Source organism: Mesorhizobium sp. M1396 (assembly GCF_040317725.1).
GTDB lineage: Bacteria > Pseudomonadota > Alphaproteobacteria > Rhizobiales > Rhizobiaceae > Mesorhizobium.
Window position 1 is genome coordinate 38,601 of record NZ_JAMYLA010000038.1, and the last position, 25,777, is coordinate 64,377.

At 61.8% G+C, this 25,777-nt stretch carries 23 protein-coding genes and 1 pseudogene; 13 read left to right on the forward strand and 11 right to left on the reverse strand.

Features of this window, described 5'->3' with window-relative positions:
• Positions 1-16: 16 nt before the first annotated feature.
• Positions 17-298 (reverse strand): DNA -binding domain-containing protein, encoded by a 282-nt coding sequence (locus tag NKH02_RS23120; protein ID WP_081731037.1) that lies wholly within the window; start codon positions 296-298, stop codon positions 17-19.
• 104 nt (positions 299-402) lie between these two features.
• Here NKH02_RS23120 and NKH02_RS23125 point away from each other — a divergent pair, with 104 nt between their 5' ends.
• From NKH02_RS23125 to NKH02_RS23160, 8 genes are all read left to right on the forward strand, one after another.
• The gene (locus tag NKH02_RS23125) at positions 403-636 is read left to right on the forward strand and encodes a helix-turn-helix domain-containing protein (RefSeq protein WP_023735803.1); all 234 of its coding nucleotides are present in this window, start codon (positions 403-405) and stop codon (positions 634-636) included.
• A 536-nt stretch (positions 637-1,172) separates the two neighbouring features.
• The gene (locus NKH02_RS23130) at positions 1,173-2,135 is read left to right on the forward strand and encodes an ArdC family protein (protein ID WP_352881721.1); all 963 of its coding nucleotides are present in this window, start codon (positions 1,173-1,175) and stop codon (positions 2,133-2,135) included.
• The gene (locus NKH02_RS23135) at positions 2,132-2,326 is read left to right on the forward strand and encodes a hypothetical protein (RefSeq protein WP_031261320.1); all 195 of its coding nucleotides are present in this window, start codon (positions 2,132-2,134) and stop codon (positions 2,324-2,326) included. The genes NKH02_RS23130 and NKH02_RS23135 overlap by 4 nt, the downstream gene beginning before the upstream one ends.
• A 199-nt stretch (positions 2,327-2,525) precedes the next feature.
• Positions 2,526-2,768 carry a hypothetical protein gene (locus NKH02_RS23140; protein ID WP_352881724.1) on the forward strand — a complete coding sequence of 81 codons (243 nt, stop codon included), beginning with the start codon at positions 2,526-2,528 and terminating at the stop codon, positions 2,766-2,768.
• A gap of 461 nt (positions 2,769-3,229) precedes the next feature.
• Complete coding sequence (locus tag NKH02_RS23145) at positions 3,230-3,553, forward strand: DUF736 domain-containing protein (protein ID WP_023735798.1); 324 nt, start codon at positions 3,230-3,232, stop codon at positions 3,551-3,553.
• A 169-nt stretch (positions 3,554-3,722) separates the two neighbouring features.
• Positions 3,723-3,992, forward strand: coding sequence for a helix-turn-helix transcriptional regulator (locus NKH02_RS23150; RefSeq protein ID WP_023740428.1), 270 nt, complete (start codon positions 3,723-3,725; stop codon positions 3,990-3,992).
• On the forward strand, positions 3,989-4,537 hold the full coding sequence (lepB, locus tag NKH02_RS23155; protein ID WP_352881727.1) for a signal peptidase I: 549 nt from the start codon (positions 3,989-3,991) through the stop codon (positions 4,535-4,537). Before NKH02_RS23150 ends, lepB begins: the two co-directional genes overlap by 4 nt.
• A 17-nt stretch (positions 4,538-4,554) precedes the next feature.
• Entirely contained in the window at positions 4,555-5,211 is a 657-nt protein-coding gene (locus NKH02_RS23160; protein WP_502913856.1) for a lytic transglycosylase domain-containing protein, read from the forward strand.
• Positions 5,212-5,345: 134 nt separating this feature from the next.
• Here NKH02_RS23160 and NKH02_RS23165 read toward each other — a convergent pair whose 3' ends face one another.
• The 4 genes from NKH02_RS23165 to tnpA form a co-directional block, all read right to left on the reverse strand.
• Positions 5,346-5,519 (reverse strand): hypothetical protein, encoded by a 174-nt coding sequence (locus NKH02_RS23165; RefSeq protein ID WP_352881731.1) that lies wholly within the window; start codon positions 5,517-5,519, stop codon positions 5,346-5,348.
• A 151-nt stretch (positions 5,520-5,670) separates the two neighbouring features.
• Positions 5,671-7,200, reverse strand: coding sequence for an IS66 family transposase (gene tnpC / locus NKH02_RS23170; protein ID WP_352881733.1), 1,530 nt, complete (start codon positions 7,198-7,200; stop codon positions 5,671-5,673).
• Between the two features lie 72 nt (positions 7,201-7,272).
• Entirely contained in the window at positions 7,273-7,626 is a 354-nt protein-coding gene (gene tnpB / locus NKH02_RS23175; protein WP_352664824.1) for an IS66 family insertion sequence element accessory protein TnpB, read from the reverse strand.
• Between the two features lie 78 nt (positions 7,627-7,704).
• On the reverse strand, positions 7,705-8,472 hold the full coding sequence (tnpA, locus tag NKH02_RS23180) for an IS66 family insertion sequence element accessory protein TnpA (protein ID WP_352881734.1): 768 nt from the start codon (positions 8,470-8,472) through the stop codon (positions 7,705-7,707).
• A gap of 277 nt (positions 8,473-8,749) precedes the next feature.
• Between tnpA and rlxS the strand changes: the two genes are divergently transcribed.
• Positions 8,750-10,720, forward strand: coding sequence for a relaxase/mobilization nuclease RlxS (gene rlxS, locus NKH02_RS23185; protein ID WP_352631707.1), 1,971 nt, complete (start codon positions 8,750-8,752; stop codon positions 10,718-10,720).
• A gap of 727 nt (positions 10,721-11,447) precedes the next feature.
• Here the strand turns inward: rlxS and NKH02_RS23190 are convergent.
• Positions 11,448-13,094 (reverse strand): MFS transporter, encoded by a 1,647-nt coding sequence (locus tag NKH02_RS23190; protein ID WP_031203413.1) that lies wholly within the window; start codon positions 13,092-13,094, stop codon positions 11,448-11,450.
• Between the two features lie 546 nt (positions 13,095-13,640).
• On the reverse strand, positions 13,641-14,786 hold the full coding sequence (locus NKH02_RS23195) for a trans-sulfuration enzyme family protein (RefSeq protein ID WP_352604082.1): 1,146 nt from the start codon (positions 14,784-14,786) through the stop codon (positions 13,641-13,643).
• An 89-nt stretch (positions 14,787-14,875) separates the two neighbouring features.
• On the opposite strand from NKH02_RS23195, the gene NKH02_RS23200 reads away from it, so the two are divergent.
• From NKH02_RS23200 to NKH02_RS23210, 3 genes and pseudogenes are all read left to right on the forward strand, one after another.
• Positions 14,876-15,520, forward strand: a complete 645-nt coding sequence (locus NKH02_RS23200) for a helix-turn-helix domain-containing protein (protein ID WP_352631704.1) — start codon at positions 14,876-14,878, stop codon at positions 15,518-15,520.
• A 49-nt stretch (positions 15,521-15,569) separates the two neighbouring features.
• A complete protein-coding gene (locus NKH02_RS23205; RefSeq protein WP_352679273.1) occupies positions 15,570-16,208 on the forward strand; it encodes an FMN-binding negative transcriptional regulator in 639 nt (212 codons plus the stop codon).
• A gap of 815 nt (positions 16,209-17,023) precedes the next feature.
• Positions 17,024-17,676, forward strand: a pseudogene (locus tag NKH02_RS23210) (transposase); the annotation flags it as partial.
• A gap of 149 nt (positions 17,677-17,825) precedes the next feature.
• On the opposite strand, the gene NKH02_RS23215 reads toward NKH02_RS23210, so the two are convergent.
• The 3 genes from NKH02_RS23215 to NKH02_RS23225 all read right to left on the reverse strand — a co-directional run bounded on the left by NKH02_RS23215 (position 17,826) and on the right by NKH02_RS23225 (position 23,700).
• A complete protein-coding gene (locus NKH02_RS23215; RefSeq protein WP_023783763.1) occupies positions 17,826-19,889 on the reverse strand; it encodes a carbamoyltransferase family protein in 2,064 nt (687 codons plus the stop codon).
• A gap of 1,138 nt (positions 19,890-21,027) precedes the next feature.
• Positions 21,028-23,238, reverse strand: a complete 2,211-nt coding sequence (locus NKH02_RS23220) for a xanthine dehydrogenase family protein molybdopterin-binding subunit (RefSeq protein WP_352553823.1) — start codon at positions 23,236-23,238, stop codon at positions 21,028-21,030.
• 3 nt (positions 23,239-23,241) lie between these two features.
• Positions 23,242-23,700: a (2Fe-2S)-binding protein gene (locus NKH02_RS23225; RefSeq protein WP_023689394.1), complete on the reverse strand. Its 459-nt coding sequence runs from the start codon at positions 23,698-23,700 to the stop codon at positions 23,242-23,244.
• 392 nt (positions 23,701-24,092) lie between these two features.
• Here NKH02_RS23225 and NKH02_RS23230 point away from each other — a divergent pair, with 392 nt between their 5' ends.
• On the forward strand, positions 24,093-24,335 hold the full coding sequence (locus NKH02_RS23230; protein ID WP_023766628.1) for an ATP-dependent DNA ligase: 243 nt from the start codon (positions 24,093-24,095) through the stop codon (positions 24,333-24,335).
• A 527-nt stretch (positions 24,336-24,862) separates the two neighbouring features.
• On the opposite strand, the gene NKH02_RS23235 is transcribed toward NKH02_RS23230, so the two are convergent.
• Positions 24,863-25,765, reverse strand: coding sequence for a dihydrodipicolinate synthase family protein (locus NKH02_RS23235; protein WP_352546074.1), 903 nt, complete (start codon positions 25,763-25,765; stop codon positions 24,863-24,865).
• Positions 25,766-25,777: the final 12 nt, after the last annotated feature.

The window sequence follows — 25,777 nt, forward strand, 5'->3', positions numbered from 1 at the left end:
CAGTGGGCGTTGTGCATCAGCCGGCGAACAGTTCCTTGTAGCCGGTCGTCACCATCCAGTTCGCACGGTCGATATGGCTGCGAAGAGCTTTGCGGGCGCGGACCGGGTCAATGGACGGGTCGATGCCGAGAATGCGCTCGGCCATCTCCTTTTCGCTGGCATTGTCGGCGCAGGCATCCAGGATCCGCAGGTAGATTGTGAAATGCTCCCTGTCGTAGCTCGTGAGGTTCTCCGACCAGGGGACTTCATCGCTCAAAGTTGAGCTTCGAGTCTCATCTGTTCCCATTGGTCCATTCATGCCTGCGAACCTCGCCTGTGAGCGCACGCAGTATATCCCAAAATGGGATAATCCGAAACCGGGATTAGTCGCTGATCCGGTCTTTACCCGACCGGTTCGCCTCCATGCCCAAATCCCTTCGATCGCCCCGCCACCAGCGGTTTCTGGCCCAGCTGGTTTCGCTGCGCAAGGCCAAAGGCCTGACCCAGGAGCAGCTGGCTGACAAGCTTGGTCGTCCCCAATCCTTCGTGGCCAAGTACGAGGGCGCAGAGCGGCGTCTCGACGTCATCGAGTTTCTCGACATAACTGCGGCCATTGACGCTGATCCGTGCGAGATTCTGTCCAGCCTCCGGTCCTAGCGGGCGCGCCGCATCTATCATGATCCGGACAGGAATATTGTCTAGGACAATGCCTCAATTTGTTGAAAGGCGAGCGCTGGTTTTCGGAGGAAGCCGCGCGCACGGCGGCGGTGCCTTTGGGTTCTCGACGTAACTGCGCCGCCTGACCATGTGCGAAAAAACTTGGCGCGCGCCCGCGCGCCTGACGACGCGCACCAGGTGCTCGTGAACGAGCCCGCTTTTCTTCGGCAAGCTCAGGCGGTCTCGGCCATTCGGCTTCGCCCCTTGGCGTGGGCAGCCCTTCGGGCTGTGACGGCCGCCGCCCTTGCGGGCGGCGCGGTTTGTCTGTTGGCCTTTCCCGGTGGCGCGGGGCGGGCGGCACTCCCTTCTAGACCCGCTGCGGCAGCCCGCAACCCTTCGCGTGCCGCTCAGGGTCCTCCTCTTCGTTCCGGTCCTTCGGATGCGTTCCGCCTACTGGGCGGGCCCTTCCGGTCGCGACTCGCCGCCCACCCCGCTTCCGGGGAAAGGCGCGGCGATTGGTGAGCGGAGGATAACACATGCGTGCAAACAGCAAGCGTACCACCAGCGGAGAGGCTGGCGCAGGCAAGGGCAGGCGCCCGGGCGCCAGCCTCTATCAGGAGATCACCGACCGCATCATTGCCGAGCTGGAGCGCGGTACCGTGCCATGGGTCAAGCCATGGGGCAGCGCAAAAGCAGGCCTCGGCCTGCCGAGGAATGCGTCCACGGGGCGCAGCTATTCCGGCATCAATATCCTCATCCTGTGGGGCGCCGTCATCGAGCGCAGCTATCCCAGCCAGAATTGGCTGACCTTCCGGCAGGCGCTTGCCCTGGGCGGCAATGTCAGGAAAGGCGAGCGCGGCACGACCATCGTGCATGCCGACCGCTTTGTCCCCAAGGACGAGAAGGAGCGCGCACGCCACGAGGGCGATGCACCACAGGCCGTGCCTTTTCTGAAGCGCTTTACCGTCTTTAATGTCGCGCAGTGCGACAATCTTCCGGAACACCTCCATGCCCCCGCCGAGCCGCTGCCTCAGTGCGAGATCGTGCCGCAGGCCGAAACGCTGATTCGCGCCAGTGGTGCGGATTTCAGGGTCGGCGGCGATCGCGCTTTCTACATGCCGGGCAGCGACCACATTCAGGTGCCGCCGCAGCCGGCGTTCCATCAGCAGATCGACTATTACCGGACCTGCTTTCACGAGCTTGGCCACTGGACCGGCCACCCGACGCGGCTTGGTCGCGACCTCTCCGGCTCGTTCGGCTCCAAGGCTTACGCGCGTGAAGAATTGGTCGCCGAAATCACTGCCGCCTTCGTCTGCAGCAATTTCGGCATCGAGCCGACCGTGCGTCACGCCGATTACATCGGCTCATGGCTGAAGGTGCTGCGCGGGGACAACCGCGCCATTTTCCGTGCCGCCAGCCTCGCCTCGAAGGCCGCCGATTTCCTGCTTGGCCTTCAGGCCGATGCGGAAGGCGAGGCGCAAGAAGGGACTGCGGCATGACGATGCCCGATGCTCAACTGGCCACGACCGAGCCGACGCCGGATAGCGAGGAGATGCCCATTCCCGACGGCGCCCGGGACTCACCCGCCCCGATGCAGAACTATGCCGATCTGCATCGCCAAGGTGCGCCCCGGGTCGCAGCGCGCAGCCAACGAGACAGTGACTGCCAGCCTTGCCGGCTGCAAGGCTGACGCCGCATTCGGCAAATGCGGCACAAGCTGTTGGCCTGCCCGGTGGTGGCCAGCGGCAATCGCGACCCCTTGCTGCCGCCGGCATGTTCGCGCGCAAGGTGGGCGCTTGGCGACGACAATTCGTGCGCGTCGTCGGCATATGGCGGCAACCGGACAATGGCGTTTCGATCGCTTGCGCGACAAGGAAATCGCCGATTCGATGCTCGCCGAGATCGGCGGCAAGAACATCGAGAAGCCGCCTCAGCTTGAGGCCTGGCTGCCGCGCTGGGTGAAATTCCCGGCCGAAAGCTACCCAGCTGCGAGGCCTTCCTATTCGCCGATCTGTGCGCAAGGAAGCAGTCGCTGTTCGTGGCGAATAGTCGATCAGGGCCCGAGCGGCGTTTTCTCGAGTACTGCCGCTAAGGACGCGCGCGCCGCTCCGGGCCGCGCCGGCTCCGATTGATCGTCTTGCCGAGCCAGTGCCGCGTGCGATAAATTCCAACGCCAATTCGCCCCCATTCGGCAGCCCCGCACCGCCCCGGATTGCTTGCTGAGGCGCCAGGCGCATGGCGCCAATTGTACATCCGGTTGCCGAGAGAGCCCGCGCCGCCGGCCCCCTGCATAGTGCCGCCTGCTTATTGTGCCCCCGATCGCGCACCCTCTCTCCATTGTGTCTCAGGGACCATTCCCCTGCGCCTGGCTTGACGACCTATGGGCGGATCCGGCCGGCCCGAAACCCTCGCCGGCAGCTTTTTTCCCCGCCGCCTGCGGCGGCTTCCTCGCGCCGCTTCGCTTCAAAAAAACTCCCCGCTCGGGTCCTCCGCTATCGCTGCGGCCGTGCCGGTTCCGGCGATCCGGACGCGCCCATCACGGTCCGCCATCGCAGGGGAATGGTCCCCTGCGAGCACCAAGAGGAGACTGAAAATGACCGCAATCGGATACGTGACCAAACAGGAAAACGGCGGCTACAAGGGCCAGCTCAAGACGCTCAGCGTCCGCGCCGACATCGACATCGTGCCCAATCAGGCAAAGAGCGCCGACACCCATCCGGACTACCGGGTGCTGACGCAAGGGGTCGAAGTGGGTGCGGCCTGGATCCGCACCGGCGAGACCTCCGGCAAGGACTATGTGAGCCTGTCGATTGCGGCCCCCGAGTTTGGCCCGCGCAAGCTCTACGCCAATCTGGGCCGCGCCGCCGGCCAGGATGACGACGACACTTACGCCATCATCTGGAACCCGGTCGACTGACCGGCCGACCCGCAAAGCCCTGCGCCGCCCACCGGCGCAGGGCCTCTCTCAGGACCCGTGAGGCCGCCGAAGGGGCGGCGAAAACTCGCCCCCCACTCTTCGCCCGTCCCCAAAACGATCTCGCTCGCCGATCCTCGCCTCGCTTGCCCGTAACGAACCGAGGATCATCATGGACGACGAAAACGAACGCGCAGCCCGCGCCAAGAAGGGCAGTCCGTTTCTCAACACCGCGCAGGCGGCCTTCTATATCGGGCTGTCCCAGCGCACGCTGGAGAAGATGCGCCTCAAAGGCGGTGGCCCACAATTCCGCAAGCACGGCCGTTATGTCCGCTATCACATCGACGAACTCGACGACTGGTCGAAGGGGCACGCGCCGGAGACCGCGCCCGAGGATGGCGCGCACGAATCCGGCTCGGCCGGTGAGGGAGGCCGCTCATGAGCCGGCGTCCCACCATCCGTCTGATCGGCAACCATCTGCGGCGCATTCGAGCCCGCAAGACGATCGTCGTTGCCACAATCGGCCTTGGCCTGATCGGCTTCGCCGCCTTCGGCAAACCATCGCCCTGGCTGGTCTGGAACGCCTCGGCGAGTGCGCCGGTCGGCCTCTATCGCGTCGCATCCGGATCGCCCGCTCGTGGTGATCTCGTACTCGTCCGCCCACCAAGACCGGTTGCCGATCTCGCCGCCGAACGCTTCTATCTGCCCAGCAACGTGCCGCTGGTTAAGCGCCTTGCGGCGCTGCCCGGCGAGCATGTCTGCACCTTTGGCAACGCCATCATCATCGGCGGCGAGATAGCCGCGCGCCGGCTTGCAACCGACACGCAGCACCGTCCGCTGCCTTGGTGGAATGCATGCCGAAAACTCGCCGCCGACGAGGTTTTCCTGCTCGGCAGCGATAAAGATCGCTCGTTCGACAGCCGCTATTTCGGGCCGGTGCCGGCCGAAAACATCATCGGGAGGCTCGTGCCGCTATGGACCGAGTGACCCTCCTTATGCTGAGCATGGCGTGTCTCGCACCATGCTCCTGTTCCGCCGAGACCAACACGAAGCCGGTCGTCATCTCCTATAGTCCGCAGCTTGCAAGATGGCAGCCCTTCGTAGCCGAAGCAAGCCGGCGTTTCAGCATTCCACAGACCTGGATTTATGCCGTCATGGATGCCGAAAGCCGGGGGCAGACGACGCTCAAGGGGCGGCCGGTCACGTCGAGCGCCGGCGCCATTGGCCTCATGCAGGTGATGCCAGCCACCTACGAGGAGTTGCGCGCAGAGCTCGGCCTCGGAGCCGCCCCGCACGACCCTCGCGACAACATTCTGGCAGGCACTGCCTATCTGCGCGCCATGTATGACCGCTTCGGATTTCCAGGCCTGTTTGCAGCCTATAACGCCGGGCCGGAGCGCTACGAGCAGCATTTGCAGCGCGGGCGACCGCTGCCTAGCGAGACGGTTTCGTATCTGGAAGAGATCAAGGCGGCGGGCATTTCGGCCGCCGATATGGACGCGCTCACCGGCAAATCCCATTCCAAAAGCGCGCCGGGAATCCCGTCCGGGCAGTCGCTGTTTTTTCTCCGAAACGGTGTTTCCGTGACCGGCCCGAATGGCCAACTCCTGGTGCCGCTCGGATCGGAGCGAGCAAGGTCAGGCCGGCCGGATCGCAGGTGAGGGCAGCGGCTACCGTGGTTCGGGCGGGGGCCAGGGGGGCAGGTGGTAAGCGTCCGGTCGCTGCACGTTAGGTCAGGTGTTGACATGAATCTTGGATTTGCAGGTTCAGGGAAGCGGCACGTCGACGCGGCCTCCTACTCTCCAGAAGCCTCCGATTTCGCGATTACTGCCTCGGCACGCTCTATCGCGGCACGGAGTTCATCGCTCTGCCATGTATCGGCGGAATGGCCATCATCGAACGACCGATCGTGGGTCTCTCTCGCGCGCAACGTCAGCTCACGAAGCGCGGCAATGGCCTCGGCAAGCATTCTTGCATCTGCTCCGTTTGCTGAAGATTGTGTCACCTGTTTATCCCCATCACGTTGCCACTATGAACCATCAACCGGGGTCGCCACAACATATGACCACCACCTTCGGTCCTTGTTGAAGCTTCGCCGTCTGGTCAGAGTCTGGGTTTGCTCAGGCAGCGGCTCGGCCGTTGGATGTCCAGGTCCACGGCAGCAATTCGTCGAGCCTGTTGACGGGATGTCCGTCGACCATTCGCTGAAGCACGTCGGCGAGGTAGCCGTAGGGTTCGACGCCGTTGAGCTTGGCGGTTTCGACGAGAGAACAGACGATCGCCCAGCGGTCGCCGCCACCATCGCTGCCGGCGAACAGGTGGTTCTTGCGGCCAAGGGCGACGGGACGGATCGCGCGTTCGACCGGATTGGTGTCGAGCTCAATGCGACCGTCGTGCAGGAAGCGGGTCAGCCCGGTCCAACGCGAGAGCGCATAGCGTATCGCCTCGGCCAATGTGCTGCGGCCGGAGATCTGCATAAGCTTTGCTTCCAGCCAGGCGTGCAATGCGGCCACGACAGCCTTCGATCGGTGCCGCCGTGCCGCGAGCCGATGGGGCGGCGACTGGCCGCGCACCTCCGCTTCGATCGCGTACAGCTCGCCGATCCGGCGCAGCGCTTCTTCCGCGATCGGCGATCCGGTCGCTTGCTGGACCTCATAGAACTTGCGCCGCGTGTGCGCCCAGCAGGCGGCGAGAATGATCTCGCCCTTGCCCGTGAGCTGTTCGAAGCCGGCATAGCCATCGACATGCAGCACGCCCTTGAAGTGCTGAAGATGCGATACCGGTCGCTCGGCCTTTCGGTCCGGTGCGAACAGGTAGACGGCCGCCGGCGGCTCGGGTCCGGCCCATGGCCGCTGCTCGCGCGTATAGACCCACAAACGCCCCGTCTTGGTGCGTCCGCGACCGGGATCGAGCACCGGAACCGGCGTGTCGTCGGCGAACAGATGATCGGATGCGAACACGTTTCTCGCCAGCCGCTCGTGCAAGGCTTCGAGCCACCAGCAGGCGCCGCCGACCCAGCTGGCGAGCGTCGAGCGCGCCAGATCGACGCCGTGCCGAGCGAAGATCTGCGACTGCCGGTAGAGCGGCGTGTGGTCGCAATATTTGGAGACCAGTACCTGGGCCAGCAGCGCCGGCGTTGCCAGGCCGCCGGCGATCAGCCGCTCCGGGGCCGGCGCTTGCGCCACCGTCTCGCAGACACGGCAAGCGTATTTGGGGCGGGTGATGCGGACCACGCGAAGCTGCGCCGGAACCCAGTCGAGCATCTCGCTGACGCTCTCGCCGATCGAATGGAGCGCGCCGCCGCAGCACCCGCAAACCGCGCCGCCGATGTCGAGCAGCACGTCCTCGCGCGGCAGATGATCGGGCAGCGGCTTGCGATGGGACGGCCGCTCGGCCGACGGCTTGCTGACGAACGGACGGCTCTGCTGGATGCGCGCGATGTCAGCGTCGAGGTCTTCCAGCGCGAGTGCCAGTTGATCGGGATCGAGGCGCTCGGAACGCCGGCCGAACTGCACCCGCTGAAGCTTCTTGATGATCGACTGGAGGCGCTCGATCTCGCCGTCGCGGCTCTCGACGACATCAGCCATCTCGCGCACGAGACGCTGCAGGAGATCTACGTCGGAGGGCAAATCAGCAAGGTCGAGCCGCATGTCAAAATCTATCACAAACAGCGCCAAAACCCAAGGATTCTAGGCTTTTCCGTAACGGTCGAAGCGCCGATTTCAGCCGGCCAGGGCGGGCCTCCAAACACGCTCGGGAGCGCGCCAGTCGATGCCCTCGATCAGCATCGCAAGCTGCGCCGGCGTCAGCGTGATCGAGCCATTGAAGCCCGCCATCACCGGCCACGCGAAGCTGCCCTGATCGAGACGTTTTGTGAACAGGCACAGCCCGTTTCCGTCCCAGAACAGGATCTTCAGCATCGACGCTTTCTTGCCCCGGAAGGCAAACAGATGCCCCGAGAATGGGTCCTGCTTCAGCGTTTGCTGTACCAGCATGGCGAGCCCGTCGAGACCTTTGCGCATGTCGGTGTAGCCCAGTGCCAGATGCACTTTCACGCCCGCGGGAACGATCATCATCTTCCTGTTCCTCCGCTTTCGAGATGCTCACGAACGGCATCCGGATCGCTGCCGGCAGGTGCGAAGACGCGCCGGCCATCAGGCAGATCGATCGCCGTCATTCCATCCGGCGGCTGCACGAGATCGCAGCAGAAGTGCCGCTGGATTGCCCTCAGTCAGCGCGACGGGTGCAAGCTTCGCGCGCTTCTTCTGCGCCACGCCGAACTGCACACGCCAGCGGAAGAGCATGCCCGTGACGATCCCGTGTTTGCGCGCGACCTGCGAGACGCTGACACCCGGCTGGTCACTCTCCAGTGCGATGGCGCGCTTTTGTTCGTCGCTGAAGAAGCGTCGGGCAGGTTCCCGGCGGGCGCCTGGATCATCCTTCGGGTCCGCGGTCAAGCTCGATTCCGGCGGCGTTCCGCTAGCACTAGTGCCAACGACCGGACGGGCGGAGGGATGAAGATGCGCCCGCCAGTCGATTTCGACCTCACCCTCGTCCAGTCGGTCACGCCATGTGCGCAGGCTCGTCGGCGAAAGATGCAGCGCGGCGGCGTATTCACGGATGCCCATGCCGCTCCAGTTCATCGCCTCGACATGCATCGCCCAGAACGCCTGGACGGCACGGTTGCGCACATCCGTGCTCACCGCAAAGCGCAGCCGAGCGCGCTTTTTCTGCCGCTTCGCTCGCTCTTCCAGGCGCTTCTGGCGGCGCAATTCCGCCTGATATTCGGCGTGTTTGCGCGCCGCGTCGTTGCCCGCAAAGTACTTCAGCCAGCGATCGAGCGTGTCCTTCGTCAGGCGATGCACGCGACAATATTCCGTCCGCGTCAGACCGCTGCGCCGCCACGCCTCGACGTGAACCACCCAATAGGACTGCCGCGCCTTGTTCTCGAAATGTCTCAAATTCACCGGAGATCCTCCATGCAACGAAGGAGCCCGACATGTCACGCCATTGCACTACTCAATCTGGGTGCAGAGACCGGACGCATACGGCAGGTGCGCGGAAGGCAAGATAAAGGCAGCGCCTCCTGGAGGCGGCCAAGTCTTTGTCTGCACATCTTTTTCCCAGGAGGTTGCCCCCGGCTCCAGGAGGGTCTGGCGCGCAAGCCTCTGAAATTGCTGCTCGTTCATCGGAGGCCGCATGCAGGATGACGAATTCACGCCGAAGCTCGGCAAAATTGGCTCGCGCGGCTCGAAGGCGGGCAAACGCTACGCTGGCCAGGTGCAGGCCGCGGTCAACCGAGCAGGCGGCAGGAGCGGACGCGGCAGCCGCTTCATCGGAAGCCGGGTGGGGCGCGGCGGGGCTGCTGCCGCAGTTCTTACACCGCGCGACCGCCACGCGGCGTTTCGGCAGCGACGCGCAGTCGTCAAGGCACGCATCGTCAAGCTGGCCGGCAAGGGAGTCGACGGCGCTCGTGCGCACCTCCGCTACCTCCAGCGCGACGGCGTCACCCGGGAAGGCGAGCGTGGCGAGCTCTACGCTGCCGACAATGACCGCGCGGACGGCAGGGCCTTTCTCGATCGCGCGAACGGTGACCGTCATCAGTTCCGCTTCATCGTCGCCCCTGAAGACGGTATCGAGTATGATGACCTGAAGCCGCTCACCCGGCGCCTCATGGCGCAAATGGAAGAAGACCTCGGCACCAGGCTAGACTGGGTGGCCGTCGACCATTTCAACACCGGCCATCCCCACACCCACATCATCGTGCGCGGCAGGGATGATCACGGCGAAAACCTCGTCATAGCGCGGGACTACATCTCCTCTGGCTTGCGCGAGCGCGCAGCCGAACTGGTTAGCCTCGACCTTGGCCCGCGCACCGACCGCGAGATCGAGCAGCGCTTGCGCCAGGAGATGGATCAGGAACGCTTCACCAGCATCGACCGGCAGCTGATGCGCATGCGCGACGATGAGGGGTGTGTCTCACCGGCCAGCCGAGACACCTTTCGCCAGACGCTGCACCAGGGCCGCCTGCGCAAGCTCGAGCGGATGGGCCTCGCCGAGGAGATGCCTGCGGGTCGCTGGCGCCTGGAGGATGAGCTCGAAGCCACGCTACGCCGCATCGGCGCGCGCGGCGACATCGTCAAGACCATCCATCGCGAGCTGACCGGCAAGGGGCTCGTCCGCAGTGCCGCCGACCATCTTATCCACGATCGATCCGACGGGTCGGCTCAAACCGTGGTCGGACGTGTCGTCGGGCGCGGGCTGGCCGACGAAATCACTGACCGCCATTACCTCGTCGTCGACGGCGTGGACGGCAAAAGCCACTATTTTGATATCGGCAAAGGCGAGGCCACCCAACCGACACCAGAGGGCTGCATAGTGCGGGTCAAGCCGAGGGACACCGGGCCAAGAAAAGTCGACCGCACAATTGCCGGCATCGCGACGGTCAACGACGGGCGCTACAGCATCGATATACATCTCAAGCATGACCCCTCGGCCACCGAACGCTTTGCCGAAACGCACGTGCGGCGACTGGAGGCGATCCGCCGTGCGACCGGTGGCGTCGAGCGCGAGCCGGACGGCACATGGACAGTCGCGCCCGACCATCTCAACCGCGTCGCGGATTACGAGCGTCAGCGAGCGAGGGCCCAGCCTGTTGTCGTTGACAAGCTCTCATCAATGCCGCTGGAGAGCCAAGTAGGCTTCGACGGCGCCACCTGGATCGACCAGGAGCTGGTATCAGCCCACCCTGAGTCCTTGCGCGACTCTGGCTTCGGTCGCGAAGTACGTCAGGTCCAGGCCCGCCGACAGCAGTGGCTGATCGCGCAAGGTCTTGCCCATGATGCGCAGGATCGGGTCATCTATCGCGCCAACATGCTTTCAATGCTGCGCCAACGAGAGCTGAACCGTGTTGCCAGTCAGCTCTCGGACGAACTCGGGCTCTCGTATTCTGAAGCGCGGCATGGCAATCGAATAGACGGAACGCTGCGCCGCTGCGTCGAGCTCGCCGGCGGAAAATACGGTGTCATCGAGAAATCGCGCGAGTTCACGCTGGTGCCTTGGCGGCCGGTGCTTGAGCATCATATCGGTAAGGAGGTGTCTGGCGTGGTGCGCGCCGAGGGGATTTCCTGGACGATCGGACGCCAGAGGAGCGGGCCCGGCGTTTCGTGAACTGGCTACAATTTATTTGTCCGCGTTGAAACACATACTCAGCCCAGACGGAGTTCCTCCGCCTGCTGCTTGCTCGCAGCATTCATTTGGCGGAGAGTCAGTGTTCTGCATTTTGTAGTTCGCTCTGTCAAAAAGCGCTGGGAATATGCATCATGTTCTGCGTTGACACGGAAGGCGCGCCGACAGGTGCTGCGGATCGGCTCCCGATGGGCTGCCAGCTAGAAAGGTGGGCTGACTCGTGACAGCGAAAGGGGCTCTGGCGGCCGCGGTACGGCGACGCGAGTTCTGGCATCGAGGATGAAGCCGCACTTCCCTCATTCTACTCGCAGGACCGGCAGACGCGGCGGTCGCCCGTGCGAGCAACCATGCTGTTGGCCCTGGCGTGAACTGGCAGTCCGTCCCGGGGGGACTTTGTAACGGAGAAAACTAGGCGGAAAGAGGCGCGCGGCCCGTCTCCCCAGCAACCCGCCTTGCGGATTCCTCCTCTGCCCGCTTCGCAGACGGGGATACCCTCCGCCCCCTTGCTATTCGTTGCCCGCCGCTATGCAAAGGACAGGCGACCTGAATCCGTGCTCAAGCCGATCTGGCGGCAGAGAGGGGGGTCTCGGGCGGAACATGGGATCCGTGATGGACATAATTGCCACGCGAATCCTCATGCTCGCCTAACCGGCCGGAACGATTTGCAATAGCTCGTTCCGTGTCCAAGCCCAGACAAGTCTTGGTTTTCTCACGGGCGCGATACAAAAGGCACAGGCTGGACTTGGCTGCCGGGGGCGGGGCTTGTCGACCGCTCGATTGAAAGTGAGATGCGAGGCGGAGAATCACCCATGTGCAGAGCGGCAAGGCGCTCGCCTATGTCCCTGTCATTCACCGTTAGTCGATGGTTTAGACGAAGATAGTCCGTCCATGTCGGCGTGCGGAATGTCTCGGTCCAAAGCGTCGACTTCTGAAGGTCTCGCTGGAGGGTCCAGTCCCGCGCACCGGCGCGGCTCTGAACGCGCCGCCTTTCGCGCATGCAGCTCAGAAATTCATCGATACTCTCCTCGAGTATCGAGTACTCCACCTTGATCACGATCGGACCGCTCCTGGGCTTCAAAGGGAGGGCCAGTTCTGGTGGCCTGAAGTCGACGGCCGCTTGATCCGATTCCTCCCATAGCCGCACCGGCAATAGCTTTCCCACAGCCGCGACCAGCAACAGTGCCGCTGCAGCACCTTCCAAAGCCCACGTCAGCGAATAGTACTGCGCGACAGCACCCCAGATCCAGCTACCCGCTGCCATGCCGCCGTAGGTCAGGGCGTAATAAATGGACAGGGTGCGACCAACGACCCACCTTGGGCTTGCCAACTGCACACACACGTCGGTTCCGGTCCAGGTGACAACCCAGCCAGCGCCACCGATTGCAAGCGCGATCGCCGCCACAGCCACCGACGATGTGAGGGCCATCAAAAGGCAGCACGTTGCGCAAGCAACGGATGCGAGCGTGATCAATCGGTTCTGGGACGTGATGCGTCTCAAGTAGCTGCTGCCAATGCCGGCGATGAAGGCGCCTGTGCCGAAGCCGGCCAATAGCACGCCGTACACAATTGGCCCTCCCGCCAGCTGGTCGCGAACCAGGAGGGGGAGCAAAGCAAGGATCGAGATGCTTGATAGCCCGAACAGGGTTGCACGCACGATCGCCACTCTGATCTCTGAGGATATCGCCGTGAATCGCATGCCATCATGAATGGCCGTAGTCATCCGCTCGCGCGGAAGAGGCGAAGAGCGAACTTGCCACTGTGAGCGCAAAACAGCGCTCAACGGGACCAGGTCACTTAGCGCAGCGAGGGCGAAAGCCGTAAGGGGGCCCAGCAAAGCTAAGATTACACCGCCCAGCGCCGGTCCTATGCTCCGAACCACGTTGTACCCCACCGACATCAGCGTCACTGCAGCGGGTATGTCGCGCTTTTCCAGGATATCGCCGACCGAGGCGTGCCAGGCTGGATCGTTCAAGGCAAAGCCGCATCCGGCCAAGAAACTCAGTCCCAGGATTAGCCATGGACTAGCAAAGCCCAGTCCCACAGAGAGTGCCAGCGCCGTGGATGCCAGTGCGATCAGGCAGTGTCCGGCAAGCATCACGCCACGGCGGCTGAAGCTGTCTGCAATGGCTCCAGCAAGGATCGACAAGAAGAACGCGGGCAGTGTCGATGCAGCCTGTACGAGCGCAACCATCAGATCGGAGGCTGAAATCGTGGCCATGAGCCAGCTTATAGCCACGCTCTGCACCAGCCAGCCAAGGCTGGATATCTGCGTGGCTGTCCAGATAGAACGAAAGACCGGGTTGTGAAGAGGGATCAGTGTGTTTGCCGCAAAGCGCGGAGGATCTTGACGCCGCATCACTTCTCACCTCCACTGAGTGTCGTTCTTCCGCTCATTTGCTTGCAGCGGTGCGCTCTGTGCACTGACTGCGTCACAACGAAGTTCCGAGATCGCGCTCGCAACAAGGACAATGTGGCATCCACGGTGCTGATGCGCGTTGAGGTACCAACCTGGCCGTTAGCTGATGGGTCCCGCAGCCCGCTTGGTGCGGTCAGTTCTGCCCTGCGACTCTTGGCTTTGGACGGTGCTAGCGCCCCGATGGCCGGCTTGTCAAACTGCCGTAGTGCCAGCACATCCATCCCATCTGTTGACCGCGATCTCCGACGAGGTTGAGCAGCAGTAGGTCAACGGCAAATCTGGGTATTTCCGCTTCCGGTCGAGCGCGTGGCCATCGTCCAGAAACCCGAAGACGTTCATCACCCATGCGACCACGCGCCCGAGACGATGCGACACGGCGATAGCGGTTCACCAGAGGACGTGCGTTCTACTCAGCAGGAACATTGTTCTGCCGATCGTCGGCTGCGCCAGCCGCCACATAAAGCGGCGCCAGAGTTCTTGCACCCGTCATTGGACTCCCGCTTTGAAGGTTTCGCCTAGGGCCTGCATCAGGTCATCGATAATGTCCTGAGGATGTTCAAGCCCTACAGAAATTCGCAGCAATCCGCCTGGCGCTTTGGACTTCGCACCTTCAACGGATGCGCGATGCTCTATCAGAGAATGCGTCCCGCCAAGGCTTGTCGCCCGGACAACAATCTTCAGGCGGCCGGCCACGGCCATTGCAGCATCGGCTCCGCCCTCGACGATAAAGGATAGCATCGCTCCGTAATGGCTCATTTGCCGCGTAGCAAGATCGTGTCCCGGGTCAGTTTGCAGGCCAGGAAAGAGCACTTTTTCGACGCGCGGATGAGACGCCAGGGCCTCGGCCACTTTCTGGGCGCCTTCGCAATGGGCGCGCATGCGGACCGGCAATGTCTGCAGGCCCCGCAACGCCAGCCAACAGTCGAAGGGCGCTGCGACGCTGCCCTTGTGTTTCTGGACCATCCGCAATGGGCGACCGAGGGGTGACGCGTTTGGGACAATGACGACACCGGCCATCAAATCCGAGTGGCCGCCAATGTACTTTGTCGCCGAGTGCATCACCGCGTCTGCCCCGATTTCGAGTGGCAGTTGAAGCACTGGGGTGGCCCACGTATTGTCCACCACCGCCAAGGCGTTTGCCTCGTGCGCGATTGCGCAGATGGCCGCAATGTCGACAACGCGGATCATCGGGTTTGACGGCGTCTCGATCCAGACGAGGCCAGTCCGCTTCGATGTCACCGCGGCGCGCAAAGCGTCCAAATCGCGCATGTCGACTGGGGCAAAGTCGAAACGAGACCCAATGTCGGTCTCTTCGATCAGCGAACGAATGCCGAAATACATGTCATCCGGCAGAACGATCCGACCCGCCGACGGATGGCTCTCGAAAACTGCAGCGATCGCGGCCATGCCCGAAGCGAAGGCGATGCCGTCTTCCCCTCCCTCAAGCGTCGCCATGGCCGCCTCGAACGCATTGCGTGTAGGATTTCCATCCCTTGTGTATTCGAAGCCGGACGGAAATGACCCGTTGACACCGCGTTCGAACGTCGTGCTGGTGTGCAGCGGCATGGATACGGCCCCCGTGGACGCGTCGACCCCTCGGCCGCAGTGGATCGCCTTCGTCTCAAAACGCATCGGTTATTTCCTTCCTAACGGGCAGTTGCAATTTCGCCCCGGTCATTATACTGACCGCAATAGGTGAGCCGAGGTCCTAAGTCAATATAATGACCGATGTTACGACAGCCTTTGATGCCGAGCAGGTCCTTGGGCAAGCGATAGCTGTTCGAATCCGAGACTTGAGGCGCGACCAAAATCTGACCCTGGATCGCCTGGCAAAACTGAGCGGCTTGTCCAAGGGAACCGTCGTCTCGCTGGAGCAAGGCAAGGCGAACCCTAGTATCGGCATACTTTGCCGACTGGCGGCGGCGTTTTCGCTCTCCGTGGCCGATTTGCTGAATGACGATCCTTCCACAGTTCGCCTTCCTATTGAGCCGACAGAGACGAGGACGCTTTGGACAAGCGCCAAGGGAAGCTTTGCACAACTTCATTCATCGACCTCGGGGCGCACGATGTTCGAATTGTGGAGCTGGGTCATGATGCCGGGCGACGTGTTTTCCGCAGATGCTCATAGTCCGGATACGCGCGAGTTGATCTCGGTCAGTCAGGGTGCCCTGAGCGTTGTGGTAGGTACCCATGTGGTCATTTTAAGCGAAGGCGAGAGTGCGCGGCTTGTCACTGACCAACCGCACGCATACGCGGCGGCATCTGATGTGCCCGCCCATTTCTCGATGGCGGTTCTTGAGCGTGGTGGACACCGAGATCCGGGGCACTCGTCGACGGCAGCGAAGATTCAGGAGCCCGTTCCGTAAGGCTCCGCCGATTACTAGCAACCGCACATTCGCGACAGGAGATAAACCGTTGTACGTTCCGCCTCATTTTGCCGTCCCTGATCAGAACGCCCTGTTCGAGCTTATCGAGAAACACCCGCTTGGTATCCTCGTCACCCAAAGCAAAGGCACACTGGACGCGAACCACCTCCCCTTCGAGCTTGACCGCTCGAAGGGAGACAAGGGCGTTCTCAATTGCCATGTCGCTCGCAAGAATCCAGTCTGGGAGGAAGTCGCCAATGGCGATGAGGTTCTCGTAATCTTCCGTGCGGCCGACGCTTACATCTCGCCGAACTGGTATCCAAGCAAGCACGAACTCCACAAGCAGGTGCCGACGTGGAACTATCTCGTCGTCCACGCCCACGGACGCATCACTGTCCGGGATGATGAGCGATATGTACGCCGTAACGTGGCGAAGCTCACTCATATGCAAGAAGCCTCGCAGCCTGCCCCGTGGAAGATGGGCGACGCGCCGAAGGACTTCATCGACACGATGGTTAAGGCAATCGTCGCCCTGGAGATCGAGATCACCGGCCTGGTTGGAAAATCAAAACTCAGCCAGAACAAAGAGGTGCGCGACATTCAGAACCCTGGTGAAATGCTGCGTGCCCAAGGGGCCATTGCGATGGGAGAAGCGATGCTCGCGGCTGCGGCGGCCAAATCCCAATAGCATTTGTCTTGTCCCGACAAAGCCGCTGGTGCCGGCCTCCGACGGGTCACCTAGCCCGCCTTGACGCACGGCAATAGCTTTTGACGGCCTGAAGCGACGCTGTGGTCACCGTTGTGATACTTTCCCACGCGCCTGGTCAGGCGGCAGGATTGCTCCGTAGTGGCCGACGGGTTCGTTTCAGGCGCCTGCGCCCCCTCGTATGTCGGCGACCACCCGCTACCGGTCTTGAATGAGGCGCAATCGCACGCGTTTCGAAGCCACGTACCTTGGGCGGCAAGCTCGACCATGCACTCGACGCAGCTCCCAAGTGGCCGCCGTCAACGATCTCCTTGAACCTGCGGAACTTGCCTGAAAGCACTTCTCTTACGGGAGATGATTGGCTATGTCGCCGAACCGATGATGGAGATGGTGGCGGGCGCCGCCCTAGCGATCAGACCCGCCTTGCAGCGCAATGGCTACCCGGGCCCGACCGGGAGATGCGGGCGGGACTGTGAACTGCGGAGACGGAGCGGATCGGCATGGAGCCGTGACCGCTTGCGGTCTGGCTCTGGAACGAGTTAACGAAGCGCGGACTTCCGATCGTGTCAAGCGCCGCCCTCTCGATGATGCCGAACAAATCGGGCCCCGACGAGCGGCGGGCCTTGCCAGATCGGACGGACCGGATGGTTTAAGCAGGTTCGCACCAAGAGCCACGGCACCTGTGTCGTGCGGGTGCTGCTGTCGGCACGCGACCTTCTCGTCAGCCTAGTAGGCAAAATCGAGAACAGATGCCTGGGCTTCTTGAGGCCTTCGGCGTCATATTCGGCAAGAAGATCGATGCCCAGGTGATCCTACACATGCTCAGGATCCAGGCGACGCAGGTCTACCATGATCCGCTGCGAGCCGGCATCAACGACGTGCAGGAACTGTCGAAGACACATGAAGCGATCGCCAGGGCCAAGACCGAGATCCAGCACCGCATCCTGACAACTACCTGCCGCTGTATTTTCCCGAGATCGATCGCTTCCGGGGGAACAGCCGCAGCGATTGGTTCTTTGCCTTCCTCGATGCCTTTTCGACCCCAGCAAGCATCACGGCGCTGACGAAGGAGGAGTTTGTGGCAGCAGCTTGGGATGTCGTCCGCCGCAAGGTCAGCAAGACACAGATTCTGATGGATATTTTCGAGACGGCGCGCCCAGCGATCGGACTGCCACTGCCATTTGATGCGCCTGCCATTCGCATGTTCCGGATGGTCATTGACGAAGCACGCAGCCTGATCCGGCACCGCAATGAGATCGAAGCACAGGCCGACGATCTGCTGCGGCACAGCCAGGATTACCAGCTCCTGCGACAAATCCCGGGCATCGGACCGATCAAGGCATTGACCGTCATTGCCGAAGCCGGCGATCTTCGCCGCTTAGGTCATCATCGCCAGTTTCTAAAGTTCTGCGGGCTGGACCTCTCGACACAGAAGTCCGGTGAGGCCAGACCCGCCTTTCCAACCCAGGCACACGACCCATTCAAAGCATTCCTAAGCATACTGACCAGGGCGACCTCGACCCCCCCAAATCACAGCGGTGAGCTCGCAGGCGGGGTCGATGAACACTATTGATTGGCCGAGCTTGAGCGGCATCTCTATCACATTGATAGCCTATTAGGCTGGTCCGGCGTTTTATCGGACCCATGATCCATCCGAGCAGCTTGTGAGGGATGCAGCCGAACCAGGCGCTGCTCCCACAGTCTTCGCAGGTCCTCCAGCAGAGCTTCATGCTCAGCCTGATCCGGCGCAATTATATTGAGGTGATCGCTTAACACGGCTTCGCCCTCAATCCGCATCAGCAGATTAAACAGGTCGTTTGAAATTCGCACACTGTCAATGCTGGAGTGGTTCGGAATAATCTCGCAGACAGTCTCCTGATGATCTCGCGCTGTGTAAGCACGGGTTTGATGGAGGGAGACTGAGGGAGGCAATGAAATCGCAAGCGCAGTCCAATCCTGCAGCGTTGCAGCCCGTTTTTTTACCAAGAAGGGCCCGACCACAAGTCCATCCAGCTCTGTCGTCAAAAATGTGGCAATCGCGTCTGCAACCGTATCCACGATCGGTTCAGCATTGTTGTTAAAGGACGTATTGAGCAGAATTGGAGTGCCTGTCCGCTTCTTGAACGCATTGATGACCTCCCAGTAAGCGGGGTTGGCATCGCGCGATACTGTTTGCAGCCGAGCCGTACCGTCGACGTGCGTAATGGCACCCAACAAGGCGCGCTTTGAGTCACGCACGCGAACGACGAAATTCATGAATGGAAATTCGTGCTTACCGTCCGGGAGGTCGAAAAATTCGCTCGCATCCTCTTCCAGCACAGATGGTGCGAAAGGCCTATAGCCTTCGCGCTTCTTGACCATGGCATTGATCCGGTCCTTGTTTGCAGCGGGCCGAGGGTCGGCAAGAATGCTGCGGTTGCCCAGCGCACGTGGCCCAAACTCCGAACGACCCTGCACCCAGCCGATCACGGCGCCGTTGGTGATCCAGTGGGCTGCACTGCTCGCTACGTCATAAGAGCGTTCAACCTCGAGATGTCCGGACCATGCATTCAGTTCCTGTTCCACGGCGCGGTCGCTCCCGAGATCAGGACCCCAATAGACCTCCTGCAGTCGCTCACGCGGCGCGGGGCGGCCCATCTCGTTAGAGACTATCAGCGCAGCTCCCAATGCGCAGCCAGCGTCGTGAGACGCGGGTTGCACGAAGATGTCTTCGAAAAGCCCTGAATACAGCAGCTTGCCGTTCATCGTGCAGTTGTGGGCTACCCCTCCCGCCAGACACAACCGCTTCATGCCGGTGGCCTCACGGTGGTGCCGGAGAATGTGGAACACGATCCGCTCAAGCGCTTCCTGCAGTGACGCACTCACATCTCGATGCTGCTGGGTGAAAGGCATTCCCTTTCGCCTGATCTCGATGTTGCGGAGCAACGCCGGACCGATGCGGTCGAGGTGAACACGGTAGCCACCGTTGGCGGAGAGCTCGTAGAACTGCTCGAAGAGCTCGCGATAGGGAGCGGGGTCGCCATAGGGCGCGAGTCCCATTACCTTATACTCGTCGAACATGCCGTAGCCGAGACAGCGGATCGTCTCGAGATAAAACAGCCCAAGAGAATTGTCCTCCGGGAAAGCCTCGATTTGCGTAATTTCTGTGCCAGACCCTACCGCCACAAGGCCCGACAGGAAATCACCACAGCCATCAATCGCTAGAATGAGACTTTGTTCGAAGCCCGACATTGCAAAGGCGCTCACGGCGTGCGCCTGATGATGACCTACGAATGAAATACGCGAACTGTCCAACTTAGTGCCGAACTCACGCGCTAACAGGTTCTGCACCAACATTTTAGCATCCAACGGAGTGGAGAGAATGTCCGGTTGGGAAGCGGACATACCTTCAAGCATGGCGTTGGCATAGGGCTCGCTGGCGTAGACCGCGACACGATCAATGTCGCTGAGCTGAACCCCGGCCGTCGAGAGACAGTATTGAATCGAACCACTTGGCAGCTTGTTCGAGTGCTTGATTCGATTGAGGCGTTCCTCTTCTACGGCGGCTATCACCTTTCCGTCTCGGACGAGCACCGCGGCGCCATCGTGCATAAAGGCGTTCTGACGCTCGAATCGGTTTTCATGGACTTGGTCAAGTCCGCCGCTGATTCCTAGGCACAGCATTTCTTTCTCCAGATAGTAACGGGAAGCCAAATTGGCTTACCTCGACTGTTTCCAACTAAATAGGCCGTGTTGTCGCCTGCAGCTGCGACCGCCCGTCAGGCATCAGCGGCATCGAAGAAAGCCCCATAAACGATCAATGAGATGCTTCGACTGTGACGCCTACAGTGCCATCACGCCGAGAGCTTGGCTGGATCATCCAATCCTGAGCGGCTGCTGACATGTATCCGGCGATGTTGTTTTCATCGGCAGAACCAACTTGCGATGCCGCCTGTCTTGGGAAGGGCGGCCGTCGACGATAACAGTACCGCCCCCGTGAACTGGCCCGATTTCATTCTCCGAAGCGACCATGGTCGCACCGCCCGACATTGTCGGCCAGTTGCAACTCACTTTCTCGGCACGACCTCCACTGCACGTCAGGGCGCATCGAAGATTTTCTCCTTTGGATTATTCCTAAGGCAGCTTTCGTCACGCGATAGAGCAGCGTGTGATTGGTGCGTGAGGCTCTTTTTTGTCCATGCACGATTCCGGAAGAGTGATGAAATCGATTGTTTTGATCAAAGTCATCCACGCTATGAATAACAGCCGCAGCACATGCGTTTTCAAAGCGCTTCAGGCTTCCCGGATGGCTACTCCGATGTGAAGCGCATGGCATTCCAAGCGCTCTGTCAACCAAACGATGAGTATCGGCGTCGACCCTCATTGCCTTCGTCTTCGCGACTCCGTGACAGCGGCTGGCATTGTGTTTGTAGGGCCTCGGGCGAAGATCATGTCGATCGGCCATCTCGCCTGCCTATTGACAAACCCTTGAACAATGATCCACGCACCAGCGCGATTGTGATCACGAGCGCCTCTGAGCTCGGGAGGTTCGGTTTTCTGAGGGTGCCTGGGTCTCCGAAGCGATGGAGATAGCTAGCCTTCCTGGTGCTATACGGTTGTGCTCTTCATGGAGTGGACGCGTTTGCGTCTCGAAAGCGGTTCTTCAGTGGAACCGGCGCCAAGGCCCGTCTGTGGTCGTTCAGAACACGGGGTGCCGTCTCCAAACCGGATATTGGAGCGGGCAGCCGCCGGAATTTGACCAATGGAAATGAGCGCCTGTCAGGAGGCGTTCGAAAACGGCGCGATCTTCATCGCGGCTGTTTCATGGTGTCATTCCTGACATGTTCTTTATAATCGGCAGCTTGCGGATAGTCTTGCCCGTCGCCGCCCGTAGCGCGTTGGCGACGGCCGGGCCGATCGGCGGCACACCTGGCTCACCAACTCCCGTGGGCGGCTCCTCGGACGGCACAATGTGCACCTCGACTCGCGGCATCTGCTCGATCCTGAGCGGTGTATAGGTATCGTAGTTCTCTTGGTCTACGACACCGCCCTTCAGGGTCAGCTCCTCCTGGAGGATCGCACCTAGCCCGAATCCGATACCGCCCTCCATCTGAGCGCGAATCTGGTCAGGATTTATCGCGGTGCCGCAATCTACCGCGCAGACGACGCGGTCGACCTTGAAACCATTTTCATCGTTGAGGGTGATCTCCACCACATCGGCGACATAGGTCGAGAGGCTTTCATGCAGGGCCACGCCGCGGAAACGGCCTTCCGGCAGAGGCTTGTCCCAGCCTGCCTTCTCAGCAGCCACTTTAAGCACGGCGGCATGCCGTGGATGGTGACCGAGCATTGACAAGCGGAAGTCGACCGGATCACGGTTCGCAGCGGCGGCGAGCTCATCGATCAGGGTTTCCACCGCGTAAGCGGTGTGGGTGGAGCCTACCGAACGCCACCACAGCACCGGGATGTTCACGTCCGTGGTGGTCAGCTCGACCTTCAGGTTCGGGATCGCATAGGGCAGGTTGGTGGCGCCCTCTACGGAGGTTGGATCGATGCCGTTCTTGATCATCGCCGCAGAGGTCGAACCGCCCAAGACCGATTGGCCCACGATGTGGTCATGGAGAGCGACGACATTGCCTTTCTTGTCGAGCCCCGCCTTGACTGCGTGCACATAGGCCGGCCGGTACCGCCCACCCCGCATGTCATTCTCGCGGGTCCACTGCACCTTCACTGGCTTGCCGCGTCCCAGTGCACGCGCTGTGGAAACAGCTTCGATAATGACATCTGCATCCAAGACCGCGCGGCGGCCGAAACTGCCGCCGGTCTTCATCACGTGCAGCCTCACCTTGTCCGGCGTGGTGCCGCCTACCTGAGCGGCAGCCGCCTGATAAAGGTCGGGCATCTGGTGTCCGCCCCAGACGTCGATGGTGCCGTCTTCGTTGATTCGGGCGGCCGCGTTGAGTGGCTCGATCGAAGCATGGACAAGATAGGGGAATTCGTAGTGCCCCTCGATGATTTTCTCAGCACTGGCGAACGCTGCGGGAGTGTTACCGTCGTCGCGCGCGGTGGCCGCGCCCAGATCGTCTGCTGCCTTGTTGTATTCGGCCATGATCTCGGCCGTGCCGCGCTCTTCGGCCTTCTCCTCGTTCCAGGTCACCTCCACGAGGTCGCGGCCCTTCAGCGCCGTCCAGGTGTCCCTGCCAACCACGGCAATGCCTCGCGGCGTCTGGACGACATCGACAATGCCGTCGAGTGCCTTGGCCTTGGTTGCGTCGAAGCTCTCGATCTCGGCGCCGAACTTCGGCGGATGGATCATAACGGCCGTCTGGAGTCCCTCCATCATGAGGTCGATCGTGTAGGTCTGCGCGCCGTTGGTCTTGCCGGCGGAATCGTAGCGCTTGAGGCTGTCCGATCCGATCTGGGCCCACTTGTCGCGCGGCTTTAGCGGCACGTCGTCGGGAACCGGCATTCCCGCTGCGGCTTCAGCCAGGTCACCGTAGCGCGCCTGCATCCCTGAGGCGTGCGACACGACCCCGGAAGCGACTTTGATCTCGCCGGCTGGCACGTCCCACCGCTGCGCCGCGGCCGCCACCAGCAAGGCCCGTGCGGCAGCACCCGCCTTGCGGTAGCGTTCCCACGACGAGCCCATCGACGTGGAGCCACCAGTTGCCTGTGCGGCCCCGCCCCAGGCGAGATTGCCGTAGAACGCGGTATTGCCATATCCGCCGACCACGTCCACCTGCGCCCAGTCGCCGTCGAGCTCTTCCATAACCAGGGTGGCGATGCCGAAATAGGAGCCTTGTCCCATCTCGAACTGCGAGGAGTGGATGATGATTCGGTTCTCCTTTGTGATCTCGACATAGGTCTGGAAGGGGTTCGCCTGAACCTTTGCAGGGGTCGTTTGTGCGATGTCGGGCGCGGCCAGCACTGGCCGGTAGCCCACTGCGAGGCCGCCGGTGGTGACGCCCGCGCCGACGAGGAACCAGCGGCGCGTGGGCCGCACGGCAGTATGCTTCGAGAGAAACTGCGACATGCCTCAAGTCTCCAGCCGGTTGGCGGTCTCGTGGATGGCCGCGCGGATGCGATGATAGGTGGCGCAGCGGCAGAGGTTGCCGCTCATCGCCGAATCAATATCATCGTCCGTCGGCTTAGGCGTTTCTGTAAGGAGGGCCACGGCCGACATGATCTGGCCAGACTGGCAATAGCCGCATTGAGGTACGTCGAACTCGGCCCACACGGCCTGGACCGTTTCGCCTATCTTGCCCGACACACCCTCAATGGTGGTGATCGAGGCTCCTTCGATGTCGCCGACTGCGGTCTGGCACGAGCGCGTCGGCATGCCGTTAACGTGAACCGTGCAAGCGCCGCACTGGGCAAGCCCGCAACCGAATTTCGTTCCCGTGAGTCCGATGACGTCACGGACCGCCCAGAGCAGCGGCATCTCTGGATCGACGTCGAGTGTTCGCGCCTCGCCATTGAGGGTAAAAGCGACCATTGCTTGCTCTCCTTGTCCTGAGCTGGCTATCTCGTTGAGCCTCCGCCCGCCTGGCAACCGAGCTCTTGTTGCTGAGGCCTAGCGACCACACCGTAGGAACGCGCAGCTCAAGCAACAAGCCGCTAGGTTGGCGAGTTACGAGATCGTGAAGTGGGTCGTGTCGAAAGGCTGGAGGCAACTGAATGTCATTTTTTGGGCGGACAGGCCGCTTTAGGCTGGGTTACACGAGACTGGACATTCGGGTCGTCGCGAACATCGACCGCTGGTCGGCCGCGTCCGGCAGGGCCCTGATTGGCTACACGAAATGAAATGGGACTACTATCGATGGGGGCCTACCTCGACCCGCAACCTCCACGACTGGACCCTCAGGTTTCCGGCTATCGTCCCGGGCGGTGGCCGAGCTCGGCGCCTCGGACGCGATAATAGACGGTGAGGCGTTCGTCGTTGACCAGAAGGCTTGTCGCGCATTCCCAGTCTTCAGCGGGCTCTTGGCCGCGGCGGGAGACGTCAGGACCATGCTTGCCGGCTTCGACCTGCTCAAGATCGACGGCGAGGGTCTTCGCGATCGGCCACTCGTCGATCGGCGCAAAGCGCTAGTTAACCTGCTGAGACGCCGCCAAACGGCATCGTTCTGAGCGACGAGATCAGCGGCGGCAGCGACATTCTCGCGCAAGTCTCCCAGTTCGGCCTCGAGGGCATCGTCTCCAAGCTGCGTGTCAGTCCATATCGATCCGGCCGGCGCCAAGAATGGGTGAGACAAAATGCGTGCCGAGTGATGAGTTCATCGTCATCGGCTGCGAACCCGGCAACAGTTACGGCGGTCGGGAAGCGTGCTCTGGCGAATGTCGAGGACGGAAATCTGGTGTTCGCCGGCGGCATTGGCACCGGCTTCAATGCGCGCACCGGGCCGGAAGTAAAGCGCCGGCTCGATGCCATTCCAATGGATAAACCACCGATTCCTAGTTTGAAGGCGAACGGTGCGGCATGGGCGGAGTGCCCTGCGCAGTCTGTACCTCCGCAGTCGATTGTCGAGTTCGAAGGGGGTGTGATTGGCGTCGAGACCGCTCCAGCCATGGCTATCAGCACGCGGAGTGCGTTGTTTTCGATCAGTTCTCGAAATGAGCGGGTAAATACCTTTCACTTGCCGAACGGGGTTTGCTGTTCACCGGCTGGCATCCGATGGCAAACCTTTCAACGCGGCGGCGATCTGGCGCTTCGCTGCTGGGGGCAGAGGCAGGATGGGACGCGGGGGTTCGGCACTGCAAATGTCGAGCAATTCAGCGAGTGCATAGACGACGCGAAGGCTCGAGAACTCCTTGAAGAGGCTCCAGATCGGGACCAGCGCGGCATTGATCCGTCGCGCTTCGGCCGCATCGCCCTGTTGCGCCGCTGTGACGATCGTCATGCAGACCTCGGGCAGGATGCCCGCGAGGACGCTGTACCATGTGTCGGCGCCGGCAATCATGGCCTCGGCGGCGTTCCAGTCGCCGCTGTAACCAATCGAGAACCCTTCCGGCAGTGTGCGCCTCTGGGCGGTCAGGTGGTTCTTGATCGCATCGCTTTTGTCTGTCGGATTCTTGATGGCGACAATCCCAGCCACCTTTGCCAGGCGGCTGACAAGGGGTGGACTGAAATGGAAATGCGTCGTTCCTGGATTGTCGTAGACGACGATCGGCAGGCCACTTTCGCGCGCCACGGTGGAGAAATGTTCGAACACCTCGTCATCAGTAAGCGGGGTGTAGGAGGCGGCGGCAAGCAAACCCGCAGCTGCTCCAAGGGCCTTGGCGTCTTGCGCGAGCCCCACGGCTTCATCGGTGCGCAGCGCGCCCACACCCACCACGACCGGCATTTGCCCCGCCGTTTGGTCCAAGGTCTCGGAGAGCGCCCGCCGCCGTTGCTCGCGCGACAGATAGATGTATGTGCCGGTGCTGCCGAGAAGACCGATGGAATCGACCTGAGCAATGCCAAGCCGAGCAATCAGCCTGCGCAGGGCAACGCTATCGACGCGGCCGTCACGATTGGTCGGGGTGATGGGGAACGCGGAAAGACCGCTCAGGAATGCCATGGCAAGGCTCCA

Coding starts and splice junctions, on each gene's coding strand:
- NKH02_RS23120 (WP_081731037.1), bottom strand. CDS start 298: ATGAATGGACCAATGGGAACAGATGAGACTCGAAGCTCAACTTTGAGC.
- NKH02_RS23125 (WP_023735803.1), top strand. CDS start 403: ATGCCCAAATCCCTTCGATCGCCCCGCCACCAGCGGTTTCTGGCCCAG.
- NKH02_RS23130 (WP_352881721.1), top strand. CDS start 1,173: ATGCGTGCAAACAGCAAGCGTACCACCAGCGGAGAGGCTGGCGCAGGC.
- NKH02_RS23135 (WP_031261320.1), top strand. CDS start 2,132: ATGACGATGCCCGATGCTCAACTGGCCACGACCGAGCCGACGCCGGAT.
- NKH02_RS23140 (WP_352881724.1), top strand. CDS start 2,526: ATGCTCGCCGAGATCGGCGGCAAGAACATCGAGAAGCCGCCTCAGCTT.
- NKH02_RS23145 (WP_023735798.1), top strand. CDS start 3,230: ATGACCGCAATCGGATACGTGACCAAACAGGAAAACGGCGGCTACAAG.
- NKH02_RS23150 (WP_023740428.1), top strand. CDS start 3,723: ATGGACGACGAAAACGAACGCGCAGCCCGCGCCAAGAAGGGCAGTCCG.
- lepB (WP_352881727.1), top strand. CDS start 3,989: ATGAGCCGGCGTCCCACCATCCGTCTGATCGGCAACCATCTGCGGCGC.
- NKH02_RS23160 (WP_502913856.1), top strand. CDS start 4,555: ATGGCGTGTCTCGCACCATGCTCCTGTTCCGCCGAGACCAACACGAAG.
- NKH02_RS23165 (WP_352881731.1), bottom strand. CDS start 5,519: ATGCTTGCCGAGGCCATTGCCGCGCTTCGTGAGCTGACGTTGCGCGCG.
- tnpC (WP_352881733.1), bottom strand. CDS start 7,200: ATGCGGCTCGACCTTGCTGATTTGCCCTCCGACGTAGATCTCCTGCAG.
- tnpB (WP_352664824.1), bottom strand. CDS start 7,626: ATGATGATCGTTCCCGCGGGCGTGAAAGTGCATCTGGCACTGGGCTAC.
- rlxS (WP_352631707.1), top strand. CDS start 8,750: ATGCAGGATGACGAATTCACGCCGAAGCTCGGCAAAATTGGCTCGCGC.
- NKH02_RS23190 (WP_031203413.1), bottom strand. CDS start 13,094: ATGCGGCGTCAAGATCCTCCGCGCTTTGCGGCAAACACACTGATCCCT.
- NKH02_RS23195 (WP_352604082.1), bottom strand. CDS start 14,786: ATGCGTTTTGAGACGAAGGCGATCCACTGCGGCCGAGGGGTCGACGCG.
- NKH02_RS23200 (WP_352631704.1), top strand. CDS start 14,876: ATGACCGATGTTACGACAGCCTTTGATGCCGAGCAGGTCCTTGGGCAA.
- NKH02_RS23215 (WP_023783763.1), bottom strand. CDS start 19,889: ATGCTGTGCCTAGGAATCAGCGGCGGACTTGACCAAGTCCATGAAAAC.
- NKH02_RS23220 (WP_352553823.1), bottom strand. CDS start 23,238: ATGTCGCAGTTTCTCTCGAAGCATACTGCCGTGCGGCCCACGCGCCGC.
- NKH02_RS23225 (WP_023689394.1), bottom strand. CDS start 23,700: ATGGTCGCTTTTACCCTCAATGGCGAGGCGCGAACACTCGACGTCGAT.
- NKH02_RS23235 (WP_352546074.1), bottom strand. CDS start 25,765: ATGGCATTCCTGAGCGGTCTTTCCGCGTTCCCCATCACCCCGACCAAT.